The sequence below is a fragment of the Streptomyces sp. NPDC058525 genome (genome assembly GCF_042719495.1).
Lineage (GTDB): Bacteria > Actinomycetota > Actinomycetes > Streptomycetales > Streptomycetaceae > Streptomyces.
Genome location: NZ_JBHXNP010000013.1, coordinates 20,637 through 44,431, shown reverse-complemented (window position 1 = coordinate 44,431; position 23,795 = coordinate 20,637). Strand labels below are relative to the sequence as shown.

At 70.6% G+C, this 23,795-nt stretch carries 24 protein-coding genes; all 24 read right to left on the bottom strand.

Going from position 1 to position 23,795, the window contains the following annotated elements; translation table 11 throughout:
* Positions 1 to 58: 58 nt before the first annotated feature.
* The 24 genes from ACFWP3_RS09805 to ACFWP3_RS09690 all read right to left on the bottom strand — a co-directional run bounded on the left by ACFWP3_RS09805 (position 59) and on the right by ACFWP3_RS09690 (position 23,632).
* Entirely contained in the window at positions 59 to 718 is a 660-nt protein-coding gene (locus ACFWP3_RS09805; protein ID WP_384218193.1) for a PIG-L deacetylase family protein, read from the bottom strand.
* Positions 715 to 2,019: a hypothetical protein gene (locus ACFWP3_RS09800; protein WP_384218190.1), complete on the bottom strand. Its 1,305-nt coding sequence runs from the start codon at positions 2,017 to 2,019 to the stop codon at positions 715 to 717. The genes ACFWP3_RS09805 and ACFWP3_RS09800 overlap by 4 nt, the downstream gene beginning before the upstream one ends.
* Entirely contained in the window at positions 2,016 to 3,032 is a 1,017-nt protein-coding gene (locus ACFWP3_RS09795) for a phosphotransferase (RefSeq protein WP_384218188.1), read from the bottom strand. The genes ACFWP3_RS09800 and ACFWP3_RS09795 overlap by 4 nt, the downstream gene beginning before the upstream one ends.
* Positions 3,029 to 4,570 (bottom strand): Gfo/Idh/MocA family protein, encoded by a 1,542-nt coding sequence (locus tag ACFWP3_RS09790; RefSeq protein WP_384218185.1) that lies wholly within the window; start codon positions 4,568 to 4,570, stop codon positions 3,029 to 3,031. Before ACFWP3_RS09790 ends, ACFWP3_RS09795 begins: the two co-directional genes overlap by 4 nt.
* Positions 4,567 to 5,712 carry an LLM class flavin-dependent oxidoreductase gene (locus ACFWP3_RS09785; protein WP_384218183.1) on the bottom strand — a complete coding sequence of 382 codons (1,146 nt, stop codon included), beginning with the start codon at positions 5,710 to 5,712 and terminating at the stop codon, positions 4,567 to 4,569. The genes ACFWP3_RS09790 and ACFWP3_RS09785 overlap by 4 nt, the downstream gene beginning before the upstream one ends.
* Positions 5,713 to 5,729: 17 nt before the next feature.
* On the bottom strand, positions 5,730 to 6,788 hold the full coding sequence (locus ACFWP3_RS09780) for an Ldh family oxidoreductase (RefSeq protein ID WP_384218181.1): 1,059 nt from the start codon (positions 6,786 to 6,788) through the stop codon (positions 5,730 to 5,732).
* Between the two features lie 337 nt (positions 6,789 to 7,125).
* Positions 7,126 to 8,022, bottom strand: a complete 897-nt coding sequence (locus tag ACFWP3_RS09775) for an aminoglycoside phosphotransferase family protein (protein ID WP_384218178.1) — start codon at positions 8,020 to 8,022, stop codon at positions 7,126 to 7,128.
* A 143-nt stretch (positions 8,023 to 8,165) separates the two neighbouring features.
* The gene (locus tag ACFWP3_RS09770) at positions 8,166 to 9,554 is read right to left on the bottom strand and encodes a sporulation associated protein (RefSeq protein ID WP_384218176.1); all 1,389 of its coding nucleotides are present in this window, start codon (positions 9,552 to 9,554) and stop codon (positions 8,166 to 8,168) included.
* 112 nt (positions 9,555 to 9,666) lie between these two features.
* Positions 9,667 to 10,842 (bottom strand): enhanced intracellular survival protein Eis, encoded by a 1,176-nt coding sequence (gene eis / locus ACFWP3_RS09765; RefSeq protein WP_384218175.1) that lies wholly within the window; start codon positions 10,840 to 10,842, stop codon positions 9,667 to 9,669.
* Between the two features lie 13 nt (positions 10,843 to 10,855).
* Positions 10,856 to 11,338, bottom strand: coding sequence for a MaoC family dehydratase (locus ACFWP3_RS09760; RefSeq protein WP_384218172.1), 483 nt, complete (start codon positions 11,336 to 11,338; stop codon positions 10,856 to 10,858).
* Between the two features lie 37 nt (positions 11,339 to 11,375).
* Complete coding sequence (locus tag ACFWP3_RS09755; protein ID WP_384218170.1) at positions 11,376 to 12,254, bottom strand: HpcH/HpaI aldolase/citrate lyase family protein; 879 nt, start codon at positions 12,252 to 12,254, stop codon at positions 11,376 to 11,378.
* The gene (locus ACFWP3_RS09750) at positions 12,251 to 12,490 is read right to left on the bottom strand and encodes an acyl carrier protein (RefSeq protein WP_384218168.1); all 240 of its coding nucleotides are present in this window, start codon (positions 12,488 to 12,490) and stop codon (positions 12,251 to 12,253) included. The genes ACFWP3_RS09755 and ACFWP3_RS09750 overlap by 4 nt, the downstream gene beginning before the upstream one ends.
* Complete coding sequence (locus ACFWP3_RS09745) at positions 12,487 to 13,503, bottom strand: beta-ketoacyl-ACP synthase 3 (RefSeq protein WP_384218166.1); 1,017 nt, start codon at positions 13,501 to 13,503, stop codon at positions 12,487 to 12,489. Before ACFWP3_RS09745 ends, ACFWP3_RS09750 begins: the two co-directional genes overlap by 4 nt.
* Positions 13,500 to 14,519 (bottom strand): 4-hydroxy-2-oxovalerate aldolase, encoded by a 1,020-nt coding sequence (gene dmpG / locus ACFWP3_RS09740; protein ID WP_384218163.1) that lies wholly within the window; start codon positions 14,517 to 14,519, stop codon positions 13,500 to 13,502. The genes ACFWP3_RS09745 and dmpG overlap by 4 nt, the downstream gene beginning before the upstream one ends.
* Positions 14,520 to 14,525: 6 nt before the next feature.
* Positions 14,526 to 15,443, bottom strand: a complete 918-nt coding sequence (locus tag ACFWP3_RS09735; protein ID WP_384218161.1) for an acetaldehyde dehydrogenase — start codon at positions 15,441 to 15,443, stop codon at positions 14,526 to 14,528.
* Positions 15,433 to 16,290, bottom strand: a complete 858-nt coding sequence (locus ACFWP3_RS09730) for a 2-keto-4-pentenoate hydratase (protein WP_384218159.1) — start codon at positions 16,288 to 16,290, stop codon at positions 15,433 to 15,435. The genes ACFWP3_RS09735 and ACFWP3_RS09730 overlap by 11 nt, the downstream gene beginning before the upstream one ends.
* 276 nt (positions 16,291 to 16,566) lie before the next feature.
* Entirely contained in the window at positions 16,567 to 16,956 is a 390-nt protein-coding gene (locus tag ACFWP3_RS09725) for a hypothetical protein (RefSeq protein WP_384218157.1), read from the bottom strand.
* Between the two features lie 563 nt (positions 16,957 to 17,519).
* Positions 17,520 to 18,017, bottom strand: a complete 498-nt coding sequence (locus ACFWP3_RS09720; protein ID WP_384218155.1) for a hypothetical protein — start codon at positions 18,015 to 18,017, stop codon at positions 17,520 to 17,522.
* Positions 18,018 to 18,037: 20 nt separating this feature from the next.
* Positions 18,038 to 18,589, bottom strand: coding sequence for a class I SAM-dependent methyltransferase (locus ACFWP3_RS09715; protein WP_384218152.1), 552 nt, complete (start codon positions 18,587 to 18,589; stop codon positions 18,038 to 18,040).
* 74 nt (positions 18,590 to 18,663) lie between these two features.
* On the bottom strand, positions 18,664 to 19,110 hold the full coding sequence (locus ACFWP3_RS09710; RefSeq protein ID WP_384218150.1) for a hypothetical protein: 447 nt from the start codon (positions 19,108 to 19,110) through the stop codon (positions 18,664 to 18,666).
* A gap of 47 nt (positions 19,111 to 19,157) precedes the next feature.
* On the bottom strand, positions 19,158 to 19,625 hold the full coding sequence (locus tag ACFWP3_RS09705) for a hypothetical protein (RefSeq protein WP_384218148.1): 468 nt from the start codon (positions 19,623 to 19,625) through the stop codon (positions 19,158 to 19,160).
* Positions 19,622 to 21,481, bottom strand: coding sequence for a glycoside hydrolase family 15 protein (locus ACFWP3_RS09700; protein ID WP_384218145.1), 1,860 nt, complete (start codon positions 21,479 to 21,481; stop codon positions 19,622 to 19,624). Before ACFWP3_RS09700 ends, ACFWP3_RS09705 begins: the two co-directional genes overlap by 4 nt.
* A 214-nt stretch (positions 21,482 to 21,695) precedes the next feature.
* The gene (locus ACFWP3_RS09695; protein WP_384218143.1) at positions 21,696 to 22,430 is read right to left on the bottom strand and encodes a hypothetical protein; all 735 of its coding nucleotides are present in this window, start codon (positions 22,428 to 22,430) and stop codon (positions 21,696 to 21,698) included.
* On the bottom strand, positions 22,427 to 23,632 hold the full coding sequence (locus ACFWP3_RS09690) for a hypothetical protein (RefSeq protein ID WP_384218141.1): 1,206 nt from the start codon (positions 23,630 to 23,632) through the stop codon (positions 22,427 to 22,429). Before ACFWP3_RS09690 ends, ACFWP3_RS09695 begins: the two co-directional genes overlap by 4 nt.
* Positions 23,633 to 23,795: the final 163 nt, after the last annotated feature.

Genomic DNA, 23,795 nt, shown 5'->3' with positions numbered 1-23,795 from the left:
GGTGTGCCTCCCTGATCATGTGGTCGACAGAGTTCTGAAGGGGCGGGCGGTGCCTCGTCTACGGACGGGAGGCATGGACGATCTGACGAGCGGTGAAGAACATCTCGGCGCCGTGGGCACGGGCGGGGAAGCGCTCGACGACGCGGTGGTGCACGTGCTGCCGGTAGGCCAGCGCGGTCAGACCCCCGAAGACCGCCATGTCGAGCTGCTGCTGCGAGGCGAAGCAGGCCAACGCCTCCTCCTTGGTGGCCAGGAGGTCGGCGGTGCCGACGAAGAAGAGATTCGGCTCGAAGTTGCGGCTGTAGGGGGAGCGGAAGTGGATCAGATCGGCGGCCTCACGCATCGCGACGGTGCTGGCCTCCTCACCGGTGATGGCGTGGTCGAGGTGCTGGTCGTCGGGGTAGTGGGTGTAGACGACGTCGGGGCGCTCGGTCGCGAAGGCCTCGAACAGGGATGCATTGATGGCGCCGCGGTGGTCGGTGAACCGGGTGTCGGGGATCTGGGAGAAGGTGTAGCCGCCGATGCCGAGGATCTTCGCGGCGGCCAGGCACTCGTCGCGTCGCGCAGCTCCGTCGTCCTTCTCCACGGTCCCGGCGCTCAGGCAGTGGACACGAACTCGGTCGCCGACGAGGACGTGGTCGCGGATGCGCATGCCCATGGCGAGCTCGGCGTCGTCGGGGTGGGCGACGACGACCAGAACGGACCGGGGGGTGGTCAAGGGGACTCCTCGTTGAGGGTGATCTGCAGAGCGCTGTGCAGACGGCGGCCGTCGAGGCCCTGCCAGCGGAAGGGCTCATGCTCGTGGCGGGGCCAGCACAGGTAGTGGAGGTTGCCGACAGCATCCGCCGGTCCGGGCCCGTACCGGTAGGCGATCTTGGAGGTCTGGCCGCCGTCGAGGTGGAACACCGACGCCGGGTCGTGGCCGGCCCGCTCGCACAGCTCGGCCGTCTCCTGGACGGTGACGCCCTGGAAAGCGGGAGCGAGGGGCGCGCCATCCAGAACCGTCAGGGCCAGATGCCGACCGTCGAGGGCGAGCAGAGTGCGGGCGTAGCGGGCATCAGGGCGGAAAGGACTCGTGCCGAGACTCTCGTCCCACGCCGCGGTGTGTCCGGCAGCAGCGTCGGCGACCGACGGTCCCAGGGACAGGGCGCTGACGATGTTGGCGGTGGAGAGGGTGTCGATGGCCGTCACGTGGACGGGCGCGCCCTGGACGAGGTGAGCGGGCCAAGGCCGATGGGCGCGCAGGACGTAGGCGCCGGCGAACAGGTCTGCGCCGCCGCCGGGGTGCAGGGCGGTGATCCGCGCCCCGGTGGGAGTGGGGGAGACGGCGCAGTCGAGGACAGCCAGATCGCGGGGCGTGGTGTTGGCGGCCGCGTCCACGTCGCGGCGAAAGCCCGTGCGGGGGTCGTCGCGATAGCGGATACGGCAGTTCGCCGCCCCGAACACGGTGAGGTGGCCAGACGGGGCCGGGCGCGGCGGGGGTTCCTTGGATCCGGTCCAGGTGTGCGGGTGGCCAGCGACGGTGAGGCTGCCAGTGGCGGCCAGGGTGCGTACTACCGGGCGGCCCTGGTGGACGAGGAGGGAGGGTTTGGTGACGGTAGGCAGGCTGGCGGCGTGGTAGTCGCGGACAGCGAGGTCGAGGCAGGGTTCGACGGGCTGGTAGGCGGGGTCGTCGGAGATGTAGGCGAAGGCGCCGGAGACCGCGGCTACGACGGGGCCAGTGACGAGGCTGCGCAGGTGGAAGCCGCCCGGGGAGGAGACGGTCCGGCACCCGGCGCGATCGAGGTCGACGGTGAGGGTGTAGGCGTTGGTGAGGCAGCCGTCGCCGAGTTCGATCGGGCGGGCAGTGAGGACGACGCCAGGTGCGAGGTGGCGGGTCCAGGCCGGGGTGGGGCGGGAGAACGGGCTCTGATCGCGGGCCAGCGCCTGGACGCTGGACGCGTGGATGCCGCGGGCGCTCAGTTCGGCGAGCGGGTCCAGATCCGGATGAGCGCCGGGCGGGGCGAAGGGGACGTTCATGCCGTCACCGGCCCGGCGGCGAAGTCCAGCAGGCTGGGGACGGTGAACGGCCCGGCATCCAGCAGACGACGCAGGCTGCGGCGCAGCCGGTCGACGGTTGCAGGTGGGGCGGTCGCCGGGTAGGGGACGGTACGGGCCTCCAGCCGGTACAGCAGCACGCCCGCGGCCACCATCGCGAGAAGGTCGTCGTCGCGCCAGGGACGGCCAGGGCCGGGGAGACTGTAGGCGTCGAGGAACTCGGCGGCGAGGGGGCGCAGGAGCGCGGGCCGGGAGACGTGGTGCAGGACCAGGTGGGCGAGGAGGTAGCCGAGGTCGAAGAGCGGCGTGCCCGTGTGCACGTTGTCGAGGTCGACAAACGCAGTGCGCCCGCCGTGGAGGCTCAGGTTCTTCGGGCAGGTGTCGCCGAGGATCAGCTGCCGTCCCGGCAGGGCGTCCAGGCGGCGGCACGCCTCGTCGAGGGCACGGTGGTCTCCGGTGCGTAGGCAGTAGCCGTAGGCGTGTTCGGCACGGAAGAGGTCGTCGCCGTCGCCGTCGCGCAGGGGCGGCAGGCTGGCGGTGGCGTGGTGGATGCGGGTCAGGGCAGTGCCCAGGCGCGTGCACTCCTCCGTGGTGGCAGCGTGCTGGTCGAGGTGCTCGCGCCAGGTGCGGCCGTCGGGGAAGACGTCGGCCATCACCATGGCGTGCGCTTCGGGTATGAACGCCAGGACCCTCGGGAACAGGTCGGGAAGCAGGCCGTGGTGAAGCGTCAGGGCCCGGTGCTCGACAGCGATCAGCGCCGGATCGGTGGCGATGTGCGCGATCCGGGCGAAGCGGCGGCCGCGGACCTTGACGATGACGTTGCCCGCCTCGCCGTGGACGCGGAAGACGTGGCTGACGTTGCCGTCGGTGCATGCCTCGACGCGGGTGGGGCGGCCGATGTGACGGCGACACGCGGCAAGGACCTGGTGCAGGTGCGGGCCGAGGATCGCTCCCAGGTCGGGCTCGATGCGGTCGGTGGCGAGTGGGGTGGTCATCGCGCGGCTCCCAGGGCGGCGAGGGCGTGTCCGGCCCGCGCGGACGGGGCGGCGGCGGGGCGGAAGTCGAGAACGACGGGGGCGGTGGGCTGGCCGTCATCGGTCCAGCGGCGAGACATTGACAGGTAGGCGCCGGCCATCAGGCGGGCCGGACGCCGGTGGTCGGCCAGGTCGGACGTCAGCTCCGCGCGGGGGATGCGGCCGGCCAGGTGGGAGAAGAACTCGGTGACGGCGCAGGTGCGTGCCGAGCGCTGGGTCGGCAGCACCGCGCTGTCGCCGCCGCCCTGAACGAGGTCGGTGAAGCCGAGCGCGCGGTGCCGTTCCCAGCCCAGTCCCAGGCGGTCGTTACGGAAGATGTGGAGCTCGATGTGGTCGGCGCCGCCCGCCGTCCGCCGGTCGATCCCGTCCTCGTCGCCGTGAAGGGTCTGCAGGACGTGAAGGTGCAGGGCCTGGAAGGGCCCTTGCTGGATGATGTGGGTCTCCTGCCCGATCCGGCCGTTGCCCTTGTAGAGGCCACCGGGTACCGGGTGGAGGTTCCCGCGCTGGGAGAAGGTGGTGTGGGCGAGGCTGTGGCTGCCGAGCGCCAACACCCGGCCACGACTGCGGTAGGCGACGTTGAGGAACACGTCGACCTCGCCGAAGCCGGTGGTGAGCCGGTGCAGGTCCTGCTCGGTGTACGGGTTCCGGTCGGCGAAGCCGGGGAGCAGCCGGGCGTGGTCGGCGACGGTGAGCTGGGCGAGGAAGTCGGCGGGGCGGGTGCACGCGGCGTGGACCTCGATCTCGTCGATCTCTTTTCCCGGGCGCTCGCCTGCGGCCAGCCACCACGGAACGGTGTCGAAGTGGTGGTAGCCGGAGTGCGAGGCCTTGCCGTAGCCGCGGTCGAAGCTGTGGTAGCCGAGGTCGACGAGTTCGTCCGGCAGCCGCCACTGGCCGTCGCCGTGGCTGGACTGGACGGAGGTGACCGGGCAGTTCGTGGCCTGGGCGACCTCGGCGATCAGTTCCCGGACCCGGCGGAACGCGGGGTGCCAGCGGCGCTGGCTGAGCACGCTGACCACCATCCGCGGATCGCGCCGCCGCGCCGCTCGGTAAGCGTCCAGCAGGGTGTCGAAGTCGTCGGCGATCGACTGCGCGGCCGCGGGGTCGGTGGACGCGTCTGGGTGCACGGTCAGCGGCTTGTCGAGCAGCACGGGCAGGCCCCGCTCCATTGCCCACAGGGCGTACGGCAGATGGACGGACGGCTCGGTCGCCACGACGACCGCGCCGATCCGCTCCCGCTCCACAACGCCCTCCAGCACGTGGCGCACCGCGCCTGGCAGAGCCTGCCGGGAGGCAGGGAACGGCTGGACGGGGACGACGGGCATTCGCCGCGGCCGGCCGGGCGTGCCGTACTCGATCCTGGCGGCTGCCATGTCGGGCAGGTCGATGCCGGTGACGGTGCCCGCGAGGCGCGCGTCCTGCGCGGCGGCCAGCGCGGGCAGGTGGTTGAGGCGGGTGTGTGGGCCGACACCGACGACCAGCACGTTGATGGCAGCGCTCACCGGCTGGCCGCCCCGCTTCCGGCACCGGCGCCGAGCAGCGGCAGGACTCCCTCGCCGACTTCGTACGCCTCTTCCAGGTGGGGGAACCCGGACAGGATGAACTCCTCGATGCCGAGCTTCGCGTACTCGGTGATCCGGTCGGCGACCTCGCGGTGCGAGCCGACAAGCGCGGTGCCCGCGCCTCCGCGCAGCAGCCCCACCCCCGCCCACACATTCGGCCACACCTCGAGATCGGAGGTCCGGCCGCTGTCGCGGAAGGCGGCGTGCAGGCTGCTCTGCCGGGCCTGCCCGGTGGACTGGCTGCTGGCCAGAGTGGCCTGTACCCGGCTGACGTGCTCCGGGTCGATCCCGGTCAGCAGACGCTCGGCGGCGGCCCACGCCTGCTCGCTCGTGTCGCGGGCGACGACGTGGAACCGGATTCCGAACTGCGGTGCGCTGCGCCCGGCGTCGGCGGCCAGCGTACGGATGCGGTCCAGCTTGGCGGCGACGTCGGCGGGCGGTTCGCCCCAGGTGAGGTAGACGTCCGCGTGCCGGCCGGCGACCGGGGCGGCCTCGGCGGAGGAGCCGCCGAAGTACACGCCCGGCAGCGGGTCAGGGGGCGAGAAGACGGTGGCTCCGCGTACGTCGTAGTGCGCACCGGTGAAGTCGAACGGCTTGCCGGACAGAGCGCCGCGCAGGACGGTGAGCCACTCATCGGTGCGCGTGTAGCGGGCGGCCTTGCCGAAGTGGTCGCCGAAGCGGGCCTGCTCGGCCACATCGCCGCCGGTGACGACGTTCAGCAGTAGCCGGCCCCCGGTCTGCTGCTGGAACGTCGCGGCCATCTGCGCGGCGAGCGTCGGGGATATCGAGTCAGGGCGCTGCGCGACCAGGAACTTCAGGCGCTCGGTGGACTGCGCGAGGGCGGCGCAGGTGATCCACGGGTCCTCGTTGAACGTGCCGGCGGGGGTGAGGATCGCGTCGAAGCCCATGTGCTCAGCGGCCTGCGCGATCTGGGTGAGGTAGCGCAGGGCGGGGGCGCGGTGCCGGTCGGCGCCGGGGCCGGCTGCATTGGTCGTGTCGTGGCTGGGCCCGTGGGTGCCTCGCATCCCAGTAGTCAGGGTGCGGCCGTCGCTGGCGGTGGGCAGGAACCAGTGGAATTTCATGGGTGGACTCCAGAGGGTCAGTCGGAGGTGAAGTCGCCGGCGGCGCGGGCGCGCAGTCGGGTCAGGACCTGTTCGGGGATCTTGACGACGCCGGCCGCCCGGGCGGCGGCGGCGAGGACGCGAGCCTGTTCGCCTGGCAGACGCCAGGTGTCACCGTCGGCGATGCTGGCAGCGCGCAGCTGCTCCACCAGGCGTGTGTTCGCGGCGGCGGCCTTGTGGCCGGGGCCGGTGAAGTCGGGGTCGAGCGCGATGAAGGCATAGCCGGTGGTGTAGGCGTCCTTCACGTCGCTGCCCATGGGGAAGCCAAAGAGGGAGCCGGTCAGAGCTTGTAGGAGCAGGGAGAGGGCGAAGCCGCGGTAGTCGCCGAACACGACGGCGGAGACGGCTTCGTCTGGGTCGGTGGTGGGCTCTCCCTGGGCGTCGACGAAGCAGCGGGGAGGCAGCGGGAGGCCGGAGCGCCGGTGTTCCCACAGCACACCCATGGGTGCCAGGGTGGTGCCCATGTCCGCGGCGAGGGGATGGTCGAGGGTCGGCAGAGCGAAGGAGAGGGGGTTGACGCCGACTACCGGGGTTCGGCCGCCTGCGGCGACGGCATCGGCACGGGAGGTGTTCGTGGCGATCCCGATCAGTCCGTGCTGGGCGAACGCCTCAGTCCACTCGGCGAGGATGCCGTACCGCTGTGTGTTGATCATCCCGACAAGGCCAGCCCCGAAGCGACTGGCCCGCTCTACCGCCACGCGGACGGCGAAGTCAGCGCTGAGCGGGCCGATCTCGCGATGCGCGTCGATGATCGCGAACACACCGCGTTCTCGGACCACCTCGGGCTGGGCCTGGCGCTCGGGGAAGAACCGCGACTCGAAGGCGAACTTCGCAACCCCGTGTGACGGGCTGCCCCGCAGTTCCCCGGTCAGGTAGTGGCGCACCACCCGACCGGACTCCTCTTCGGGAAGGCCAGCGGCGGTGCACACGTCGGCCATGAGCGTCTCGAGGTCTTCGATGGGCACCTCTACGCCCGGCGGGCCTGCATCGGGTAGTGCCGTGTCGCGGACGTGTTCCTGATGGGCGGGTTCGGACATGGTTCTCCCTAGGGTCAGAGGTGAGAACAGCACCTGTGGCTCGTCGTTGAAGGTCAGCGGGTGGTACGGAAGGTGTGCCAGCGCTGCGCCGCCGCAGGTGCCGGGATGGTGGCGATCACGTGGCCGGGGCATGGCTCGACGGCGGTGCGCAGCGGTGCGGGGGCGGCACTGCATGCAGCATGTAAGGGCCGCCCCCGCAGGCCGCATTGGAGGGCTATGCCCCACTCCTCGCGCTTCGGGGGTGAGAGCTTCGGCGCACCGTGGAGGCGGCGCACCGAGACGGACCCTCCGGCGGCTGCCCTCACGGATCTGGCGCCGCCGGAGGAGGAGCGGTGGGTCAGTTGACGGCCCGCACCATGCGGTCTACGACCGAGTGCCCGCGGTCGATCAGCACCTGGTCCTGCTTCGCCAGGCCGGTGGCGAGGTAGGAGACGCCCAGCCGGGTGGTGAGGAGAATCAGGGCACGGTCCTCGTGGGGCGACAGGTCGCGCCCGTATCCGGCGAGGAAGGCACGGCGAAGGTCGGGTCGGTCGGGCCACATGGCGCCGCACAGCCACACGAGGTCCTCGACGGGGATCCCGGGGGCGGCCTCTTCGAAGTCGATGATGCTGTGGAGGCCGGCTGCCTGGTCCCAGAGCCAGTTGCGGGGGGAGTAGTCGCCGTGCCGAAACGCGTGCGGCAGGTGCTGGACGTGGCCGACCAGGTCGGTGGACACCTGGGTGACGAGGTCGCGCGCTGCAGGGGAGAGCTGGTCGCCGATCCGATCCAGGCATGTGGCGGCCTCGCCGGCCTGGGCGGTGATCGCGGCCATGATGTTCTCGCGATCGATGACGGAGATGGCGGTCGGGCTGTCGTGCCAGCGGCGCAGGAGCTTCCCAGCCAGCTGGTGCACTCGCTGCTCTTCGGCCTTCGCCAGCTCCAGCCCGCGTACGACATCGCCGGTCAGAGCGGTCAGGATGACGGCTGGCAGCCTGTCGTTGGCGGCGATGACCTGGGGGGCTTCGTCTGCGGTCAGCGCGCGGGTGGCGTGCTCGCAGCCCCTGATCTCGCGGCCGAACTTGTCGGGGGAGGGGTACAGCTTGACGAAGGCCGCCGTGGAGCCGGTGGCTACCTTCCAGATCCGGGAGTCCCCGCGCGGCCAGGAGGCGTCGGAAACCGTGGCTGTGGCCAGGCCCGGCAGATGATTCGCGGCCCACTGCTGGAGGTCCGATGGGAGGGGGGTGTTGGCCTTCATGGAGTGTTCCTTCTCGGGGACGTGATGGAGGAGGGGCGGCGAAGGCGCCGAGGCCCGGGGCGGGGTGCTGGACGTCGAGGGCGGGCTTCGTGCCCTGCGTCCGGCGTCGGAAGCGCGCTCGAGGGCCGTACGGCCTGGCGTGCTCACGGGGCCGCTGCCGGTTGTGTGAGGGGACTGGACTCCTGGTGCAGGCGTTCGATGAGTTCCTTCGCCTGCTGTTCTTCGGTCCAAGGGGTGAGCGCGGCTGCGACATCCTGGAGGTAGATGCGGGCCCTGGCGGAGTCCACGCGGGACAGCAGGCCCAGGGATCGTTCGGCGTAGTCGACTGCGCGGTCGAGGTCGCGGGCCTGGCACGCTGCCGTTGCCGCGATAGCCAGGCGCAGGCCTACGGCGCGCGCCGCGCTGGTGTCGCAGAGGCTGTCCGCCTGGTCGTTCCAGGTCAAGGAGACGCTGGGCTTGCGCAGGTCACGAAAGATCTCGCTGGCATCCGCGGCGAGGCGCCCGGGGGTGACGTAGGCAAGCCATTCCGGGTCTCGGGTAGTGGTGTTGATCTTGTCCAGCCAGGATTCGGCTCGGCTGAGTGCCGTCGCCGCTCCTGTCCCGTCCTCGAGTCGGCCCAGCGCCCGTGCCTCGGCGAGCTTGGCGAACGCCAAGACACGCCGGGAAGCGTGATGCCTACCCTGGTGAAAGGCGCCCTGTGCCATGTCGAGGGCTTCGTCGGGCGCTCCTTCCAAGAGGGTGTGCAGGGCCATGGTGGTGAGGACGTAGGTGCCCATCTCCACGTCTCCGCCGGCCCGGGCGAGCCGAAGGGCCTGGACGAGGTGCTGCTGTGCGGCCGCGCTGTCACCGCTGTCGAACGCGGCCCAGCCGAGGACCCGTCCCAGCTCCGCGGTGACGGAGAACAACTCGCGACCGACCCGCTCGCTGTGACTGCCCGCCAGGAGTGGCAAGGCGAGATCGCGCAGGCACTGGGCTGCCGAGCTCATTCGCCAGTTGGCCCCGCCGAACTGAGCATCCCACTGACGGGCCTGCTCGGCGGCGCTGCGGAGCTCGGCGAGATCCGCCAGTCCAATGTGACGGCCCTCGGCACTGGCGCACCACACGACACGGTCCGAGGGAACGGCGAGCCACCGGGTGACCGGAACGCCATACCCACTGACGGCGAACCGCCCTGCAGGATGCCCCGACGAAGACCAGTGCGCCTGGGCGCTGGCGATGGCCTCCACCCGGTCGCGGGGAAAGTCCCATCCCACGGCCCCGTTGTCAGGCACAGCACCCATACCGATCTCCTCCACCGTGACGGTCCGGCCGATCCGCTCGGTGAACGCGCGGGCGATGAGCTGAGGCACGGGCTCCTGCGGGATCGAGCCTGCCGTCCACCGGGCCACACTGCTGTGGTTGTAGGACGTCTTCAAGCCCTGCTGCTCCGCGAGCTGGTTGACGCGGAACGCGAGGCCCTTGTGGCTGATCCCGTGCGTGGTCAGAAGCACAGCGAGAGCTCTGTTCGGCATTTTCGGCCGACGGCCGGTCATCAAGCCTCCTTCGGGGATCCGCGCCCGCACGGAGAAGTCCGGGCGGCGCTGCGGGGCCGTCCAGCGCGCACGGTTCTCACGTGCGGCCGCTGGAAGGCCGTGGTGGACAAGGTCAGAAGTACTCGGGCAGCCAGGGCTCGGTCTCGGAAGTGGCACCCACCAGCCGCGCGACATCGGCGGGAGCACCGCCGACGCCGTCGAGCAGCGCCGATGTGGCGGAGCGGTATCCGCCCGCGTACCAGACGGCGAACTGCTGCTCCGTGAGTGCGAGCTGGGTCCTGGGACTGGAGGTGGGGGTGAGCTCGCCGTGTCCTCCGCTGATGTGGAGCGTGAACGCTTGGTCGCCGGTAGAGCTGGCGACGGTGAGCGAGAGGGCGATGTCCAGGTCGCCCGGCCAACCGCGCAGCTGTACCGCCTTGGTCAGGTCGAGGACGCGCAACATCCAGGGATGCCAGGAGGTGGCGGCAGCGGCTCCGGCCCGGTGCAGGCGGTGGAGGAGAGGCGTCGGCGGAAGGGCGGTGCGCTGGAACATGACTGTGGGGATGCGGCTGCTGTGCCGGCCGAGGAAGCACAGCATCGCGGAGGCGGCGTCCGAGCTGTCGGCCCAGAAGTCGTGGACCACCAGTTGCCGGCCGTCGACGGGGTGCCGGTCGAAGCCGAGGGTCAGCAGGCCATCGGGTGCATGCCCCGGCAGGGCGAACTCATAGTGTGTGAGATCGGGGTGGACGTCCTGCTGCCAGACCGGCCACCACTGCGGCCGGAGCCACGGCCCGTTCCACCGCGCCGCGAACTCTGCCTGCCGCACGCCCGTGTGGCCCTCCGGGATGTGCGTGATCTTGAACCCGATGTCGGCGAAGCTGCGCCCCAGCTGGTCGGAGGGGACCTCCCAGGAGAAGACCGGAGCTGGCGCGGCCCAGCCCATGCGCCGCCCGTACCCGGTGGACGCGGTCCAGGCCGTGGCCAGGACCGCGCCCTGGTCCTGCAGGGACCGCGTTCGCTCGTCGAGCAGGAGCGACCACAGGTGCGAACCGCGTTCTTCCGGAGCGATGCATCCGCCTGCCAGACATGCGCTCGGGACGTGCTTGCCGCCGAAGTACTGGGGAACGGGCAGGCCCAGGCCTCCGCCGATGACCCGGCCGTCGCGTAGGGCGACTCGGATGTCCGCGTGCTCCCGCAGGCGGGAGATGTCGCCTACCGGCTGCCCGTAGCTCCGCCGGGCGAGGAGGTCGTACTCGTGCCAGAGACCGTCGTCGGCCTCCACTACCTCCAGGGAGGTCTCCTCCGGCATGCGCTGCTCTCTTTCAGTAGGAGGTGGTGTCGCGGACGGCGGTGGCGTCCACGGGGACCAGGAACGTGCGGGTGAAGGTGAGAACCTGCTCGTCTCGCTGGTTGAAGGCGGTGGTCTGGCAGGTCACGACGCCCTGGTCACGGCGGCGTTTGGACGGCCGTGCGGCAAGGACCTTGGTCTCGGCACGCAGGGTGTCACCGACGTGGACGGGGCTGGTGAAGCGCACGTCGTCGAGGGCGAGGTTGGCAGAGGTCAGGCCGCTCGTGGAGCGCACCGTGGCGCCGACCACGATCCCGAGCGTCGTGATGCCGCATACCAGCAGTTGCTCGCGGCCGGTCCGCTCGCAGTACTCGGCGTCGGAGTGGACGGGGGCGGGGTTGCCGGTCAGCGCCAGGACCATGGAGCGGTCCATGTCCGACACAGTCCGGGCCGGCCGGTGCTCGATGACCTCGCCGACCGTGAACTCCTCCAGCCCGCGGCCGACGAGCTCGCGCACTCGACTATCTCCGACGGGCCTGTACCCCTGGGGGATGCTATTCATCGGCTGCCTCCTGGGGAGTGGACGGCTGGGGGGTCCTGGCGGTGCGGGCGAGTAGGGCGCGGGCGGCCGCGACCAGGGGCGGGCCTACCATGTGGCCGCCGGCGCGCGTCATGTCGCCTCCGGCCTCGTCGGCGGCAGCCACGATCGCGCGAGCCTCGGCGACCTCGGTGGCGGTGGGGCGGAATGCCTCGCGGATGACGGGCAGCTGGTCGGGGTGGACAGCGCCCTTGCCCGCGTATCCCAGGACCCGGGCATTCTCGGCATCCGCGCGCAGGCCATCGGTGTCGTTCAGCTCGAAGTACGGCGAGTCGATCGCAGGGATTCCGGCCGCTGCGGCGCCGGCCGCCAGGGCGGAGCGCGCCCACCACAGCGCCTTGGTGTTGGTGCCGCACCCGGTGGCGGCTGCGTAGTCGGCCGCGCCGAAGACCACGCCCTGCAGCCTCGGCGTCGCGAGAACGGCGTCGAGCTGGAGGATCGCACGCGGTGTCTCGATCAGGGCCCACAGGCTCAGCCTCCGCCGTTCGGCGTCCAGGGCCTGGGACACGAGGTCGATGTCGCGGGCGGATTCCACCTTCGGCACGAGCACCACGGCGTCACACATGCTGGAGTCGGCGATGGCGGCCAGGTCCTTCAGCCCGTACATCGTGCCCGGCGAGTTGATCCGCAGGCCGGTCACAACTCCTCCGTCCTGGTCGCGGGCCGTGAGGTAGGCCAGGGCCGCCTCGCGGGCAGCGTCCTTGGACTCGGCACGGACGGAGTCCTCCAGGTCGAGCAGGGCGACGTCCGGGCAGGCGCGCAGGGCACTGTCGAACCGGCCGGCCCTCGGCGGCGTGATCAGCCATGTACCGGCCGCGGCGAAGGAAGTGCTCACTGCGGTCCCCCGGCGTTGTAGTGGTCCTCGACCAGCTGCGCGAGCGCGCCGATGGTCGTGACGGACGCCAGCCGGTCCTCTCCGATCTCCGTCCCGTGACGCTCCCCGAGGAGCATGTTCAGCTCGACGATGGCCAGTGAGTCCACCCCGGCGTCCTCCAGGCGGGCTTCGGTCCCCAGGTTGTCCGGGTCGAGCTGCAGGTGGTTGACGAGGATGTCCCTCAGGTCCTGGTTCACCGTGCGGCCTCCAAACGGTCAGGGGTATTCGGGTGGCCAGCCACGCACTCCAGGCGGGGCCAGACGAGAGTGGTGGCCCCCCAGGTCAGTCCCGCGCCGAAGGCGGCGAGCAGAACCCGGTGGCCTTCGCGGAGTCCGCCCCCCGCAGCCGCCCTGGCGAGGGTGAGCGGGATGGACGCCACGCTGGTGTTGCCGAGCTCCTCGATGCTCTCCAGCACGTGACGGCGGTCGACTCCCAGGCGTTGGGCGACGGCGGTAGTGATCCGGGCGTTCGCCTGGTGGGGGACGAGACGGTCGATGTCCCCTGGACTCCAGCCCGCGGCCGATGTCGCCTGCTCGGAGACCTGCACGAGGTGGGTGATGGCGTGCTGGAAGACCTCTCTGCCCCGCATCCGCATGAACCGCCCGTGCGGGATGACGAGAGCGTCCGCGTGCTGCCCATCCGCGCCCAGCACAATTGGCCCGAGCGCACCCGGCTCGTCCGCTCGGCCACGCCGCAGGACGACCGCCGCAGCGCCGTCTCCGAACAGCGGCGCCGTCGCGGGGTCGCTCGGGTCGGTCGTGTGTGACAGGCGGTCCGCCGCGATGACCAGCACCCGCTGAGCCGAGCCTGTGCAGATGAACCCGTGTGCGACCTGGAGGGCGTACAGCAGGCCGGTGCACGCGGCGGCGACGTCGAAGGCCGCGACGCCTGTCAGGCCGAGCCGGGCAGCGACTGTGGGGGCGGTAGCGGGCATCAGGTGGTCGGGGGTCGCGGTTGCCACGATCACGGCCTCAACAGGCTGGCCCCCCGACGATTCCAGTGCTGCTGCCCCGGCCCCGACGGCGAGGTCCGCTGTCGACGTGCCCGTACCGCAACGGAGCCGGCTGCTGATACCGGTGCGCTGCATGATCCAGTCCTCGGACACCCCGATCTGCCCGCCGATCTCGTCGTTGGACACCGCGCGGTCAGGCAGGGCCGTGCCCACTCCGCAGAGGACCGCGGGGACAGCGAAGTGAGGAAGACGGGTCATGACGCACCCGCCAGGGCGCGTACGACGTCGTCGATCAGGTCTTCCTGGCCCGCCACGACCTGGCGGCGGCCCAGCTCGGCAAAGACCTCGATGGGGTCGACGCCTGCCGCCGCGGCCGCGGACAGGACCCGGGGCTTGAATCCCGAGAAGACGCCGGCGAGCCCGGACATCAGCGCGAGGGAGTCGATCGACGGGGGTATCGCCATGAGTCGGTCGTGTGCCGTGTCAGCAGCGTGCAGCAGGGAGGTCAGGTCGATACCGGTCGGGTGTCCCATCCGGTGCAGGACCGCGACGAGGACCTCGAGTTGCGTGTTCCCGGCCCCCGCTCCGAAACCGCGCGCGCACGCGTCGATCACGCGGGCGCCGGCCTCGACCGCGGCGACGGAGTTGGCCACGGCCATGGCCAGGTTGTTGTGCCCGTGGAAGATCACCGGCACGTCGCCCACCTCATCGACGATGCGCCTGATGCGCTCGGCGACATCGGCGGGGAGGTAGTGGCCGGCGGAGTCCATGATGCCGACGGCCTGGGCGCCGTAGGACACAGCCCGCCCGCACTCCTTCGCGAGCCTCTCGGGGTTGGCCATGTGGCTCATCAGCAGCACGGCCTGCGCCTCGAGGCCAAGCTCGCGGACGAGACCGAGGTGCCGGGCGGTGACGTTGGCTTCCGTGCAGTGGGCGGCGACGCGCACGATGTCGGCTCCATGCCCAGCGGCGCGGCGGATGTCCCGGCCAGTTCCCCACCCGGGCACCATGAAGACGCCCATCCGGGTGGCGCCCGACAGCGCCTCGCGGACGGTCACGAGCATCTCGTCGTCGCCCAGTCGCGCCTGTCCGATCTGCAGGGAGGAGGCGCCCAGACCGTTTCCGTGACCGACCTCGACGACCGGAACACCGGCACTGCTCGCGGCCGCGGCGTACGAACGCAGCTGGTCGGCGTCGAGCTGATGGCGCACCGCGTGCTGCCCGTCCCTCAGCGTCGGGTCGTGGATGGTCACCTGGGGCTCTTCAGATTCCATGGTCCCTCACGCCCTTCGGCTGCTGGCGTAGCGCTCCGCCAAGGTGACGGCGGCGGCGTTGATGATCTCGACGTTTCCGGCGTACGCAGGAAGGCGCCCCCCGCGGGCGGCAACCGTCACCGTGGCCGTGATCCGGTCGTCCGCCACACCCACCGCGCTGACCTCGTAGCCAGGAGCGAACTCCCGAACGGCGCAGGCAGCGGACTCCACGCCGGCGATCAGGGCGCTGCTGTCGATCTCGTCGGCGAGGACAGTGATCTGCGCACGGAACGCGGGCGCCGGCAAGGCAGGGCTGATGGTGGCCAGCACCTTCGTGGTGCTGGCATCTGTCAGTCGGCGTACGGCGTACCCGGTTGTGGAGATGTACTCGTCCAGGTTGTTGCGGGTGGCAGGGCCGACGCTGGCAGAAGCCACGGTCGTGACCACTTCCACGTAGTTGACGGTGCTGTGCTTAGCCACCACGTTCAGCACGGGCAGGACGGCCTGTCCTCCACAGCTCACCAGACTCAGGTGCCGCTGGGTCTCGGCGCGGAAGCCGTTCACGGTGGGTGCGACCATCGTGCCGCCGCTGCTGGGTGTGAGATCGATGAGCATGACGTTCGCCGAGGCGAGCTCCGCCCAGTGCGCAGGATGAGCCTCCGCGGAACTCGCATCGAAGACGATGTCGACGTGCGCGTCCAGCACGGCCTGGATGCCGCTGGTGGAGATCGCGCAACCCATCCGGGCCGCCTGCCTCAGCCCGCTGCTGCCCTCCCGCCCAGCGACCAGCGGTGCGTCCAGCGAGGCGGATCCGAGCAGGCGTTGGGCCAGGTCGATGCCCAGCATCCCGGCACCGAGGACGGCCGTACGCAGCTTGGGAGCCGCGCCCGAGGCTTCCCGGATGATGGTTGGGCTGGGCGCGGGGCGTGCGAGATCAAGAGGCATGGAGCACCGCCTCCGGGAAGCGCGGTGACGAGAGCACCACCGTCTGACCGGGCCGGAGAGAGAGGCTGGCGTGTACGGCGCCGGCCAGGACGACATCCCCGGCTCGCAGCCCCACCCCGAACGAATGCAGCCGACGGACCAGCCAGAGCAGCGAGCGGACCGGGTCACCCAGGACCGCCCTGCCGTACCCGGACGCAGCGACGGCGCCGTCCACGCTGAGCGTCAAGAGCTCGTCCGCCAGGTTCGCGGGCACACCGGGGACAGCCCGCCCCAGGACGATCCGCGCGCAGCCCGCGTTGTCCGCAACGCTGTCCGCGAGAGTCAGTCCCGCGACGCCGTAACGGCTGTCGATCACCTCCAGAGCGAGTAGCGACTCACCCACGGCGTCGCGGACTTCCTGCTCGTTCACGTCTTCGCCGCGCACGTCGGTCGCGAGGCGGAAGGCGATCTCCCCCTCAACTCGCGGCGCCAGGAGGTCGTCGACGGGCAGGTCCTGGCCCTCGGCGATGACCATCCGGTCCAGGAGCAGTCCCGAGTCCGGCTGGTCGATCCCGAACTGAGCCTGCATGGCCTCAGAGGTGAGACCGACCTTGTGCCCGATGACCCGCGCGCCGTGCCGGACACACTCAGCGGCTCCGAGCCACTGCACGAGGTAGGCATCGTCCAGCGCGACACCGGGGCGGCGGCCACTCAGGAGTGCGGAGGGCTGCCGATCGAGTTCCGCCTTGTTCAGGCGCCGGGCTTCCTGCTGTACCCATTGCGGGCCATACGAGTCCGCGGGCTGCAGGTTCGGGCCGCAGGGTTCCAGCAGGGCCCTCAGGATCCTTGAGTCCCTTTTCACTTTCATGAAGGGTGCGCCACCTTCCAGTTGATCGCGTGTAGCGTTGACTGCCGCAATCCCACCGCCTGTCACCGCTGGGAGGCAGGGCTTGCAAGGGGGTCCACAGATTGCGTGGGGGCGTGCGTGTGAACACTCCCGTGTGCACGCGTTCGGGCCAGCCAGTTCCCGGTTCGTCGTGGCTTCGCGTCACGTGGGTGTGGCGCCCGGTTTCAGCCCACCCCCTGGTGCGGCAGCCGCTGAACCCACGGGCGAACAGAGCGCCCACCCGCGTCGTGGGGATGCTCAACACAGGAAGCCTTCATCCCAGGCGCGGGCTACCAGGTGGGGAGTCGTCTTGGCACCGAAGGCCGACTTCAGGGCTCGCACGTCCGCCTTTACGACTTCGACCGAGACTCCGATGGCCTTCCCGATTGCCGCCTGGGGATCACCGAACGCGGCGAAGCCCAGCACTGCACGCTGGCGTGGGCTTACACCTGCTGTCATCGCGCGGGCCGTCCCTCTGCTCAGCTCTCCCCGTAGGTAGAGGTCTTGGACCAGGGCGGTCGTGGACCGGGCGGCCGTGAGCTGGCGTGCGGTGGCTGTGTGTGATTTGACGGTGTCGACGCTCAGGTAGAGCCGTGCGGCAACCCCTGCTGTGGTGAGGCCTGCGGCGTAGAGCTTCCCGATGTTCACCTGACGCGGGTGCAGCGCCGGTTGCAACTCTGCTTCCGCTGGGGGAGACAGGCTGGGGAGTCGCTCGGTTCGGACCCACTGGTCCAGGAGAGCCATGATGGTGGCGCGCTGCTCAAGAAGGACTGCACCGCCACGGTGGTGGGCAGGTCGCGGAACTTCAGTCCACCCACCAACCTTCACCTGTCGCGCGGCAACGGCGGCTGACCAGCTCAGGCATCTGATTCGCGGGCGTCCGTCCTGCCGGGCTGCGAAGTCGCTGGTCCACATGGATGCGAGCCGAGTGACGTCTCTTTCCCCGGGGGCCGTGAAGGCGTTCTCCAGAATCAGGGCGGGGGCTGTGCTTGCGCAGCGCAGGGTGAACGCGCCCACGAGCCGAGGAACAGGTGCCGTGCGCCACATTCCGACGGCCAACCGGCCGCGCTGCGTGGAGCCCCGTTGCGAGGTCACGACGATGCGGCGGAGTCGTGGGCCGGCACAGACCTGGCGCCCGCGCTTCAGCTGGTACCGCACTCGGTCACCGATCAAGGCATCCACGGCAGAGATGTCGGGAGCCGTCAGCTGTCTCATTGCGAACATCGCCGTCCTTGGGCAGCAGCAGGGGGAGCGGAGGCAGCAAGCGCGGCCAGCAGCTCGGGGCCGAAATGGGGGTCCTCCCACTCCTCGAAATCGGAAGGAGCAGCTCCCGGATCACGCAGTAGGGGCCGCATTCGTGCTGCGTCCCCATGCCCGAGCTCGGCCGCGGAGGCGATGAGGAAGCCGCGCCATTCGCGCGCACCGTCCCCACCAAAGGCGCTGGGTCCCAAACGGTGCGCGAGAACGGCGTACCGAAACCAGGCGCCAGGATGGTCCTCCTTCACCGCCTGGCCCAGCCAGCTCTCCGCAGGACGGAGCTCGCCGCGCATCAGCGCTTTGGATCCGAGCAGGAACATGGAGTTTGCGAGCTCGCGGCGCTCCAGTGCCGCCCGGCTTGTCGGCGGGCCCTCACCCCAGTCACCGCGGGGCCGGTCCCAGTAGTCGCTGTCGCCCTTGAGCTGCTCCAGTAGTTCGATCAGGCTCCCCACACGGGGTAGGTCTGACCTGCTCATCGGCTTCCTGCCCTACGTGCGCTGCGCAGGGCAAGGGCTACCACCTCGCCGCGTGGTGTGACCGGCCACAACGGAGCGGTCGGCCACTGGTCTCGCAGCTCCGCGATTACGGCCCGAGGCAGGCCTTCGCCCCCGAGGGAGTGCTTCGCCATCTCCTCGCGGACCTGTGTGACTACGTAGACCGTGCCTGTACCCGGCCGCAGGAGGCAGCGCGCATGGGCGATGAAGGCCGGCAGGTCAAGGTACTGGAGCACGAATCGGCAGCAGATGACGTCCACGGCCCCTGACTGGAGCCCTATGGGCCGGACCGGCATACCGAAGTCGTGGTTCTCGAATGACAGCAGTGGATGCGAGAGCGATTCACGAGCTACCGCCACGGCTGCTTCGGACCAGTCGTAGCCGGTGCTCCGCAGTCTTCCTTGCAGCGCCATGGCACCGGACATGGAGCCCCTGCCGCATCCCACATCGATCGCCGTACTGGCAGTCTCGTGCTGGCCGTGCGCGGCGAACCCGCGCCACTCCGGCTCGCGGAGCACGAAGGTGTCCACGGCAAGGTCCGTGAGGTACAGAGCGTCCCAGAACCGGCGCTGAGAATCGATTGCCTGAGCGGATCGTTGCCTGGTCACTGTGCTGCGCTCTCGGCCTGCAGGCTCTGACCGGCCTCCGCGGGGTCGGCCAGGCCAAGAGCCACGGCAGCGCCCAGGAGACGCAGCTCGGCCTCCCAGCCCGAGGCTGGGCCGAACCCGAGGCGCTGCTGGGCGTGCCGCAACAGGCTCTGAAGCTCCGTAGCAGGCACGCAGGCCCGGCGGCCAATGTCTCCCAGATCGGAGCTCGGCGTCGTCGCCCACGTTCGTACCGCGGCCTCCTGTTCACTGGTCAGCGCCCGAACGGGCTCCAGGGCGCCAGGAGACCTGAGCTCGCCGACGCTCAGGGCGAGCAAGGCCACGCTGCGCAGCGGCATGTCGTGCCTTCTGCGGGTGAGGGCCAGAGCCTGGCCGAGGGAGGAAATGCTGGTGTGAAGCCGTGCGGCGACCTCGCCGGCCGAGCCACCTGCCAGCAGCCCCTGCATGCCAGCCCGCTCGGTGGGTCCCGTCAGGATGGGCGTGCCTGGCCGTGTCATCGTGCCGCCCCCCGCACGCTCTCCCACTGCGCAACGCCGACCAGGCCATGGGCTAGTGCCGCACCCACGAGGGTGATCTCCGACCCGGCGGGGTCGAGAGCGAATGCGCGGTGGACATCGTGGAGGATCCCGGCGAGCTTGACCGGCGTGATGTCGGGCTTGACCGCCGGGAGCGCGTAACCGGTGTGCTCAACCCAGACACGGAGGGCCTTGATCGTCCGTTCGTCGAGCTGCCGGTAGAGGTGGAAGGCCTCCAGCGCCGGCCGTTCGAGTTGGTGGGTGGCGACCGCCCCGAGGGCGATGCAGCGCAGCGGCATCAGGTGCCGTGCCCGTACCCGCTGGAGCAGTTCGCTCAGCGAGTCCGCTCTCGGCACGAAGGTCTCGACCTCGTCGCGTGGCGTGGCTCCGAGCAGGGCCTGGAATACCTCTTCCTCGACGTGTCCTACCAACAACATCTCGCTCACGCCGCTGCCCCCCATGAGGTGCCCGTCCAGGCGCCGGAGCGGTCCAGGGCAAGGGCGGCCCGGACCAGGCCGGCGTGGCTGAAGGCCTGCGGGAAGTTCCCCAACTGCCGTCCGCCGGTCGCGGAGGGCTGGAACTCCTCCGCCAACAGACCCAGCCCTCCTGCAACCCCCGCGAGCCCGTCGAAGATGACGGCGGCCTCCTTCCCTCGGCCGACCATGGCCAGCACCTCGACGAGCCAGAAGCTGCAGAGGAGGAATCGCCCCTCGTGGCCGGGCAGACCGTCCGCGCTCCGGTCGCCGGGGGTGCGATAGCGCAGCATGAACCCCCGGTCGTCGGCGAGCTCGTCCATCAAGGCCTCGAGCGTCCCCACCATGCGCGGGTCACTCGCCTCGATGAACCCGACCAGCGGGAGCCGCAGCAGGGCGGCGTCCAGGTCTGACGCGTCGTACGACTGCGTGAAGGAACCCTGCTCGCTGTCGAACCCGTGGGTGAGGACGTCCGTGCGGATCAGGTCGGCAACGGCGCGCAGCCTTCCCGCCTCGCGTGGATCGTGGAGCTCGGGGACGACTCCGGATCCGGCCAATTCGGAGGCGCGGTCAATGGCTACCCAGGCCATGACCTTCGAGTAGGTGTGATGCTTCAGCCCGCCCCGGCTCTCCCACAGTCCGGAGTCCGGCTCGGTCCACCGGGTCTCCGCCACTCGCGCCAGCTCCATCACCAACCGGGCGGACTCGGGTGTCCACCCGACCTTGGATGCGATCCGCACGAGGGCGTGCGCGATGGACCCGTACACGTCGAGCTGGAACTGGTCGATGGCCGCGTTGCCGCGCCGGACCGGCCGGGAGCCCTCGTATCCGGCCAGGTGTTCGATGACCCGCTCCGGAAGCTCCCGCTCTCCGCGGACGCCGCACATGATCTGCACGCTGGCCACGTTGTCGCCGATCGTCTCGAGAGCGAACCGCCGCCACGCCTCCAGGCCTTCCCTCGCACCGCCAGCGACGAGGGCATCGAGGGTGATCTCGGCATCGCGCCACCAGTGATGCTGGTAGTCCCAGTTCCTCACACCTCCGAGGTCCTCCGGCAGGGACGTGGTGGCAGCGGCGATGTAGGCCCCGGTCGGCGCGTACCGAAGTCCGTCCAGGGTCAGCATCGACCTCCTGACCAGCTCCGCGTACCTGCCGTCGTACAACACGTTGCCGGCGACCCACCTGCGTCCGCGGTCTCGGGTCGCCTTCCGGCGGCCGTCCGGCGCCATGGGACGAGGCAGGTCCGGGCCGAGCGTCATCACGAATGCGGTGATGCGGCCGTACACAGTTCCCCGCAGCGCTCCGTCGCCCGGGTCCTTCACCAGATGGGCCAGGCCTTGTGCCGCGAGGAAGAGCACCTGGTCTCCGTCGTGGAAGCGCCATCGCACCCACCGGTGAGCCGTACCGACCTGTGTCACCTCGGGGACCGTGCGGCCGTCGTGGAACCGGGGGCGGAACTCGAAGTCCATGGCAATCTGCCCCTGCAGCCGGACCTCACGGAACAGCCGCCCAGGCGCGTTGGACCCGGGGCGGGTGGGCGGCATGTAGTCGAGGACGGTGGCCTTGCCCTTCGCCGAGCGCCACACCGTCTCCAGGATCATGGTGTCCGGCAGGTAGCGGCGGCTCTCGACGGTGCACGCGCCGTGGGGACGGATACGCCAGAGCCCGTTGTCCTCGCTGCCCAGCGCCCTGGCGAACACCAGATCGGAGTCCGGCCGGTCACCGCCCGGCATGTAGCTCACGGCACCCGACGCATCGAGGAGCGCGGAGGTCTGGGCGTTGGACAGGAAGGCGAAGTCCTCGATCGCCGGCGAGTGCGTGCTGTTCACAGGAACGGTCCTCGAAATTGGGCACGGCTGGACCGCCGTGCGGAGGGAGAGCAGTAATCCGGGGCTGGCGGGCGCGGTCGGGGTCGCCCCCCGACGGTGTGAAAGCCGCCTCGGCGTCGCGCCCGTGGCACCGGGGCGGGGCGGCCGTGGGGGTGCAGCGTCGTGGGAGCCGGTTCCGTGCGGCGGCGTCAGGTCAACCACACGGGACCGCGGTCTAGGGGCTGCCCGGCGGCCGCGCGAGCTGATCGGCAACCAGAAGCCGGGCCCGGTGCCGGGCCAACCACACGGTGAGCGTTTCCGCCGCCTGGTTCCGGTAGACAAGCGAGGTGCCGGGTGTCGAGAGGTCGGCGGCCGAGCGGACCACGAGGAGCTGCACCCGTCCGTCCTCGATGTCGCCGCGCAGCCGCGCGAAGCCGGGCCGCTGTTCCAGAGCCCAGCCGCTGGTCGCCACGTCGTGTTGACGTACGGCTACATGTCGGCAGTAGGGTGCGCTCGCGATCTCCAGCCGCTGGTGGTCAGCCCACGGGGGGCGCTCGCTGTCCAGGTGGAGGTAGGTGGCCGCCACCGTGTGCCGGGCCAGGAGTTCCCGGGTGATCCGCACCGTGTGCTCCAGGGCCCGGATGTACGTGCTTGCGGGGTCAAGGGGGTTGGCCGGCGTGATCTCGTCCAGCCACTGCCGAGCTCCGTCGACCGCCTGGGTTACCTCCGGCGTGAGGAGCGGGAGGACCGCGTCGACGGAGTACAGCACGGTCGCCAGCTGACGGCGCAGCTCCACCGCACGCCGCGCCCGAAGGTGGGCCTCGCTGTCCTCCGGCCCGCCAGCACGAGGCCGGGGCGACGCCGGTCGCGCGGTCACGGGCAGTCCGCACTCTTGATAGGCGAACTGCCGCACGCCTCCTGCGGCCCGCATGGACTTGTGGTGCGGCCGGCGCCGGTGTCCTCTGGTCATCGCGCGCTCCGCACACCGTGCTCCGTCGACTCGGCATGAACGGTGGCGCCGACCGCGCCCCGGAAGTCGGAGGTGCCCGCCTGGCCGCCCGCGCGAGCCCCGTGGCTGAATGCCGCCATCCGCCCCGCACTACCGGCCCTGGCCACGACCGCGTCACTGGCCTGGTCATGGTCCTGCGGCTCATCGGCGACGGGCGCCGGAAGAAGGAGCCTCGCGGGAAGGTGGAGGACGGCACGGACGCCGCCTTGCTGATGGGGGTCGAGCCACGCCTGAAAGCCGCTGCGACGGGCGAGGACACCCACCGCGGCCAGGCCCAGCTGAGCACCGAGCGACGTGAGTAACACCCGCTGCTGCCCAGGCAGTACCGCGGCCGCGTGGGCGTACCCGCCCGGATCCCGCATCGGGCCGACGCTGTCGACGACGATGTTGATGGCGCCCTGCACAGGCATGCTCCACACCGCCACGGTGCTTGCCGGGCTCGAGTGCCGGCAGCCGTTGTCCACGAGCGCGCCCAAAGCGACGACGACCGGCTCAACCGCCGGACCCTTGACGAGGCCGTTGCTCTTGTTGGTGACCTTGACTCGCGTGTAGTCCTGAACACGGGACTGCGCACCGATCAGGACTTCCATGAGGGGGGCATCCGGGCGGCGGCTGCTCACTTCCCGCCCCGCCAGGACCCCGATGATCTGCATCCGCTGGACCAGCAGCATCACACCGTGATCGACGGCGAAGGCGTGCTGGAGGACTTCCTCGTCACCGGCCCTCCGCAGCAGCTGCACCATCGCGCTCTGCTGCACCGCGGCCTGGGCCGCCAGCGGGGCGAAGAGGGCCTGGATCTGCGCGTTGGCCGACGCCTCGGTCCGGCCCCTGAAGTCGGTGACGAAGTCTGCACTGTGCCGCAGTGCCGCCTGCAGGGAGCGGCCGAAGTCTGTGGTGGCCAGGTGCGGGTGGCGTAAGGCTCCAGCTTGTGCCGGGTTGCCGGAAGGGGCCGCGGTGAGGGAGGGCAGGCGGACGGTGGCGAAGTGGGCCACCTCCTGGTCTCGGGACTCGATCTGCCGACCGAGGGCCGCGTTCTGCTCCCGGCTCTGCTGGAGGTCGGTGTTGGCCCGGATCGCGGCCCGCCGAAAGTGCCAGGCGGTCATGGACGCGACAGCTGCACCGGCAGGCGCCACGGCCAGAATCACGTCGGTCAGGACTGCCATGTCAGCTCCTCACAGATGTTGAAGGGGAAATCGCGGGACCTGGACTCACGCTCAGCTGGACGTGGGGATCAGCGTGCCGTTGAGGCAGCGCCGCCGGTCCACCAGCGCGGGTGCAGCACCGTCCGTACCGGCGGGGGTCGATGCGCTACCGCCCGTGCTGCGG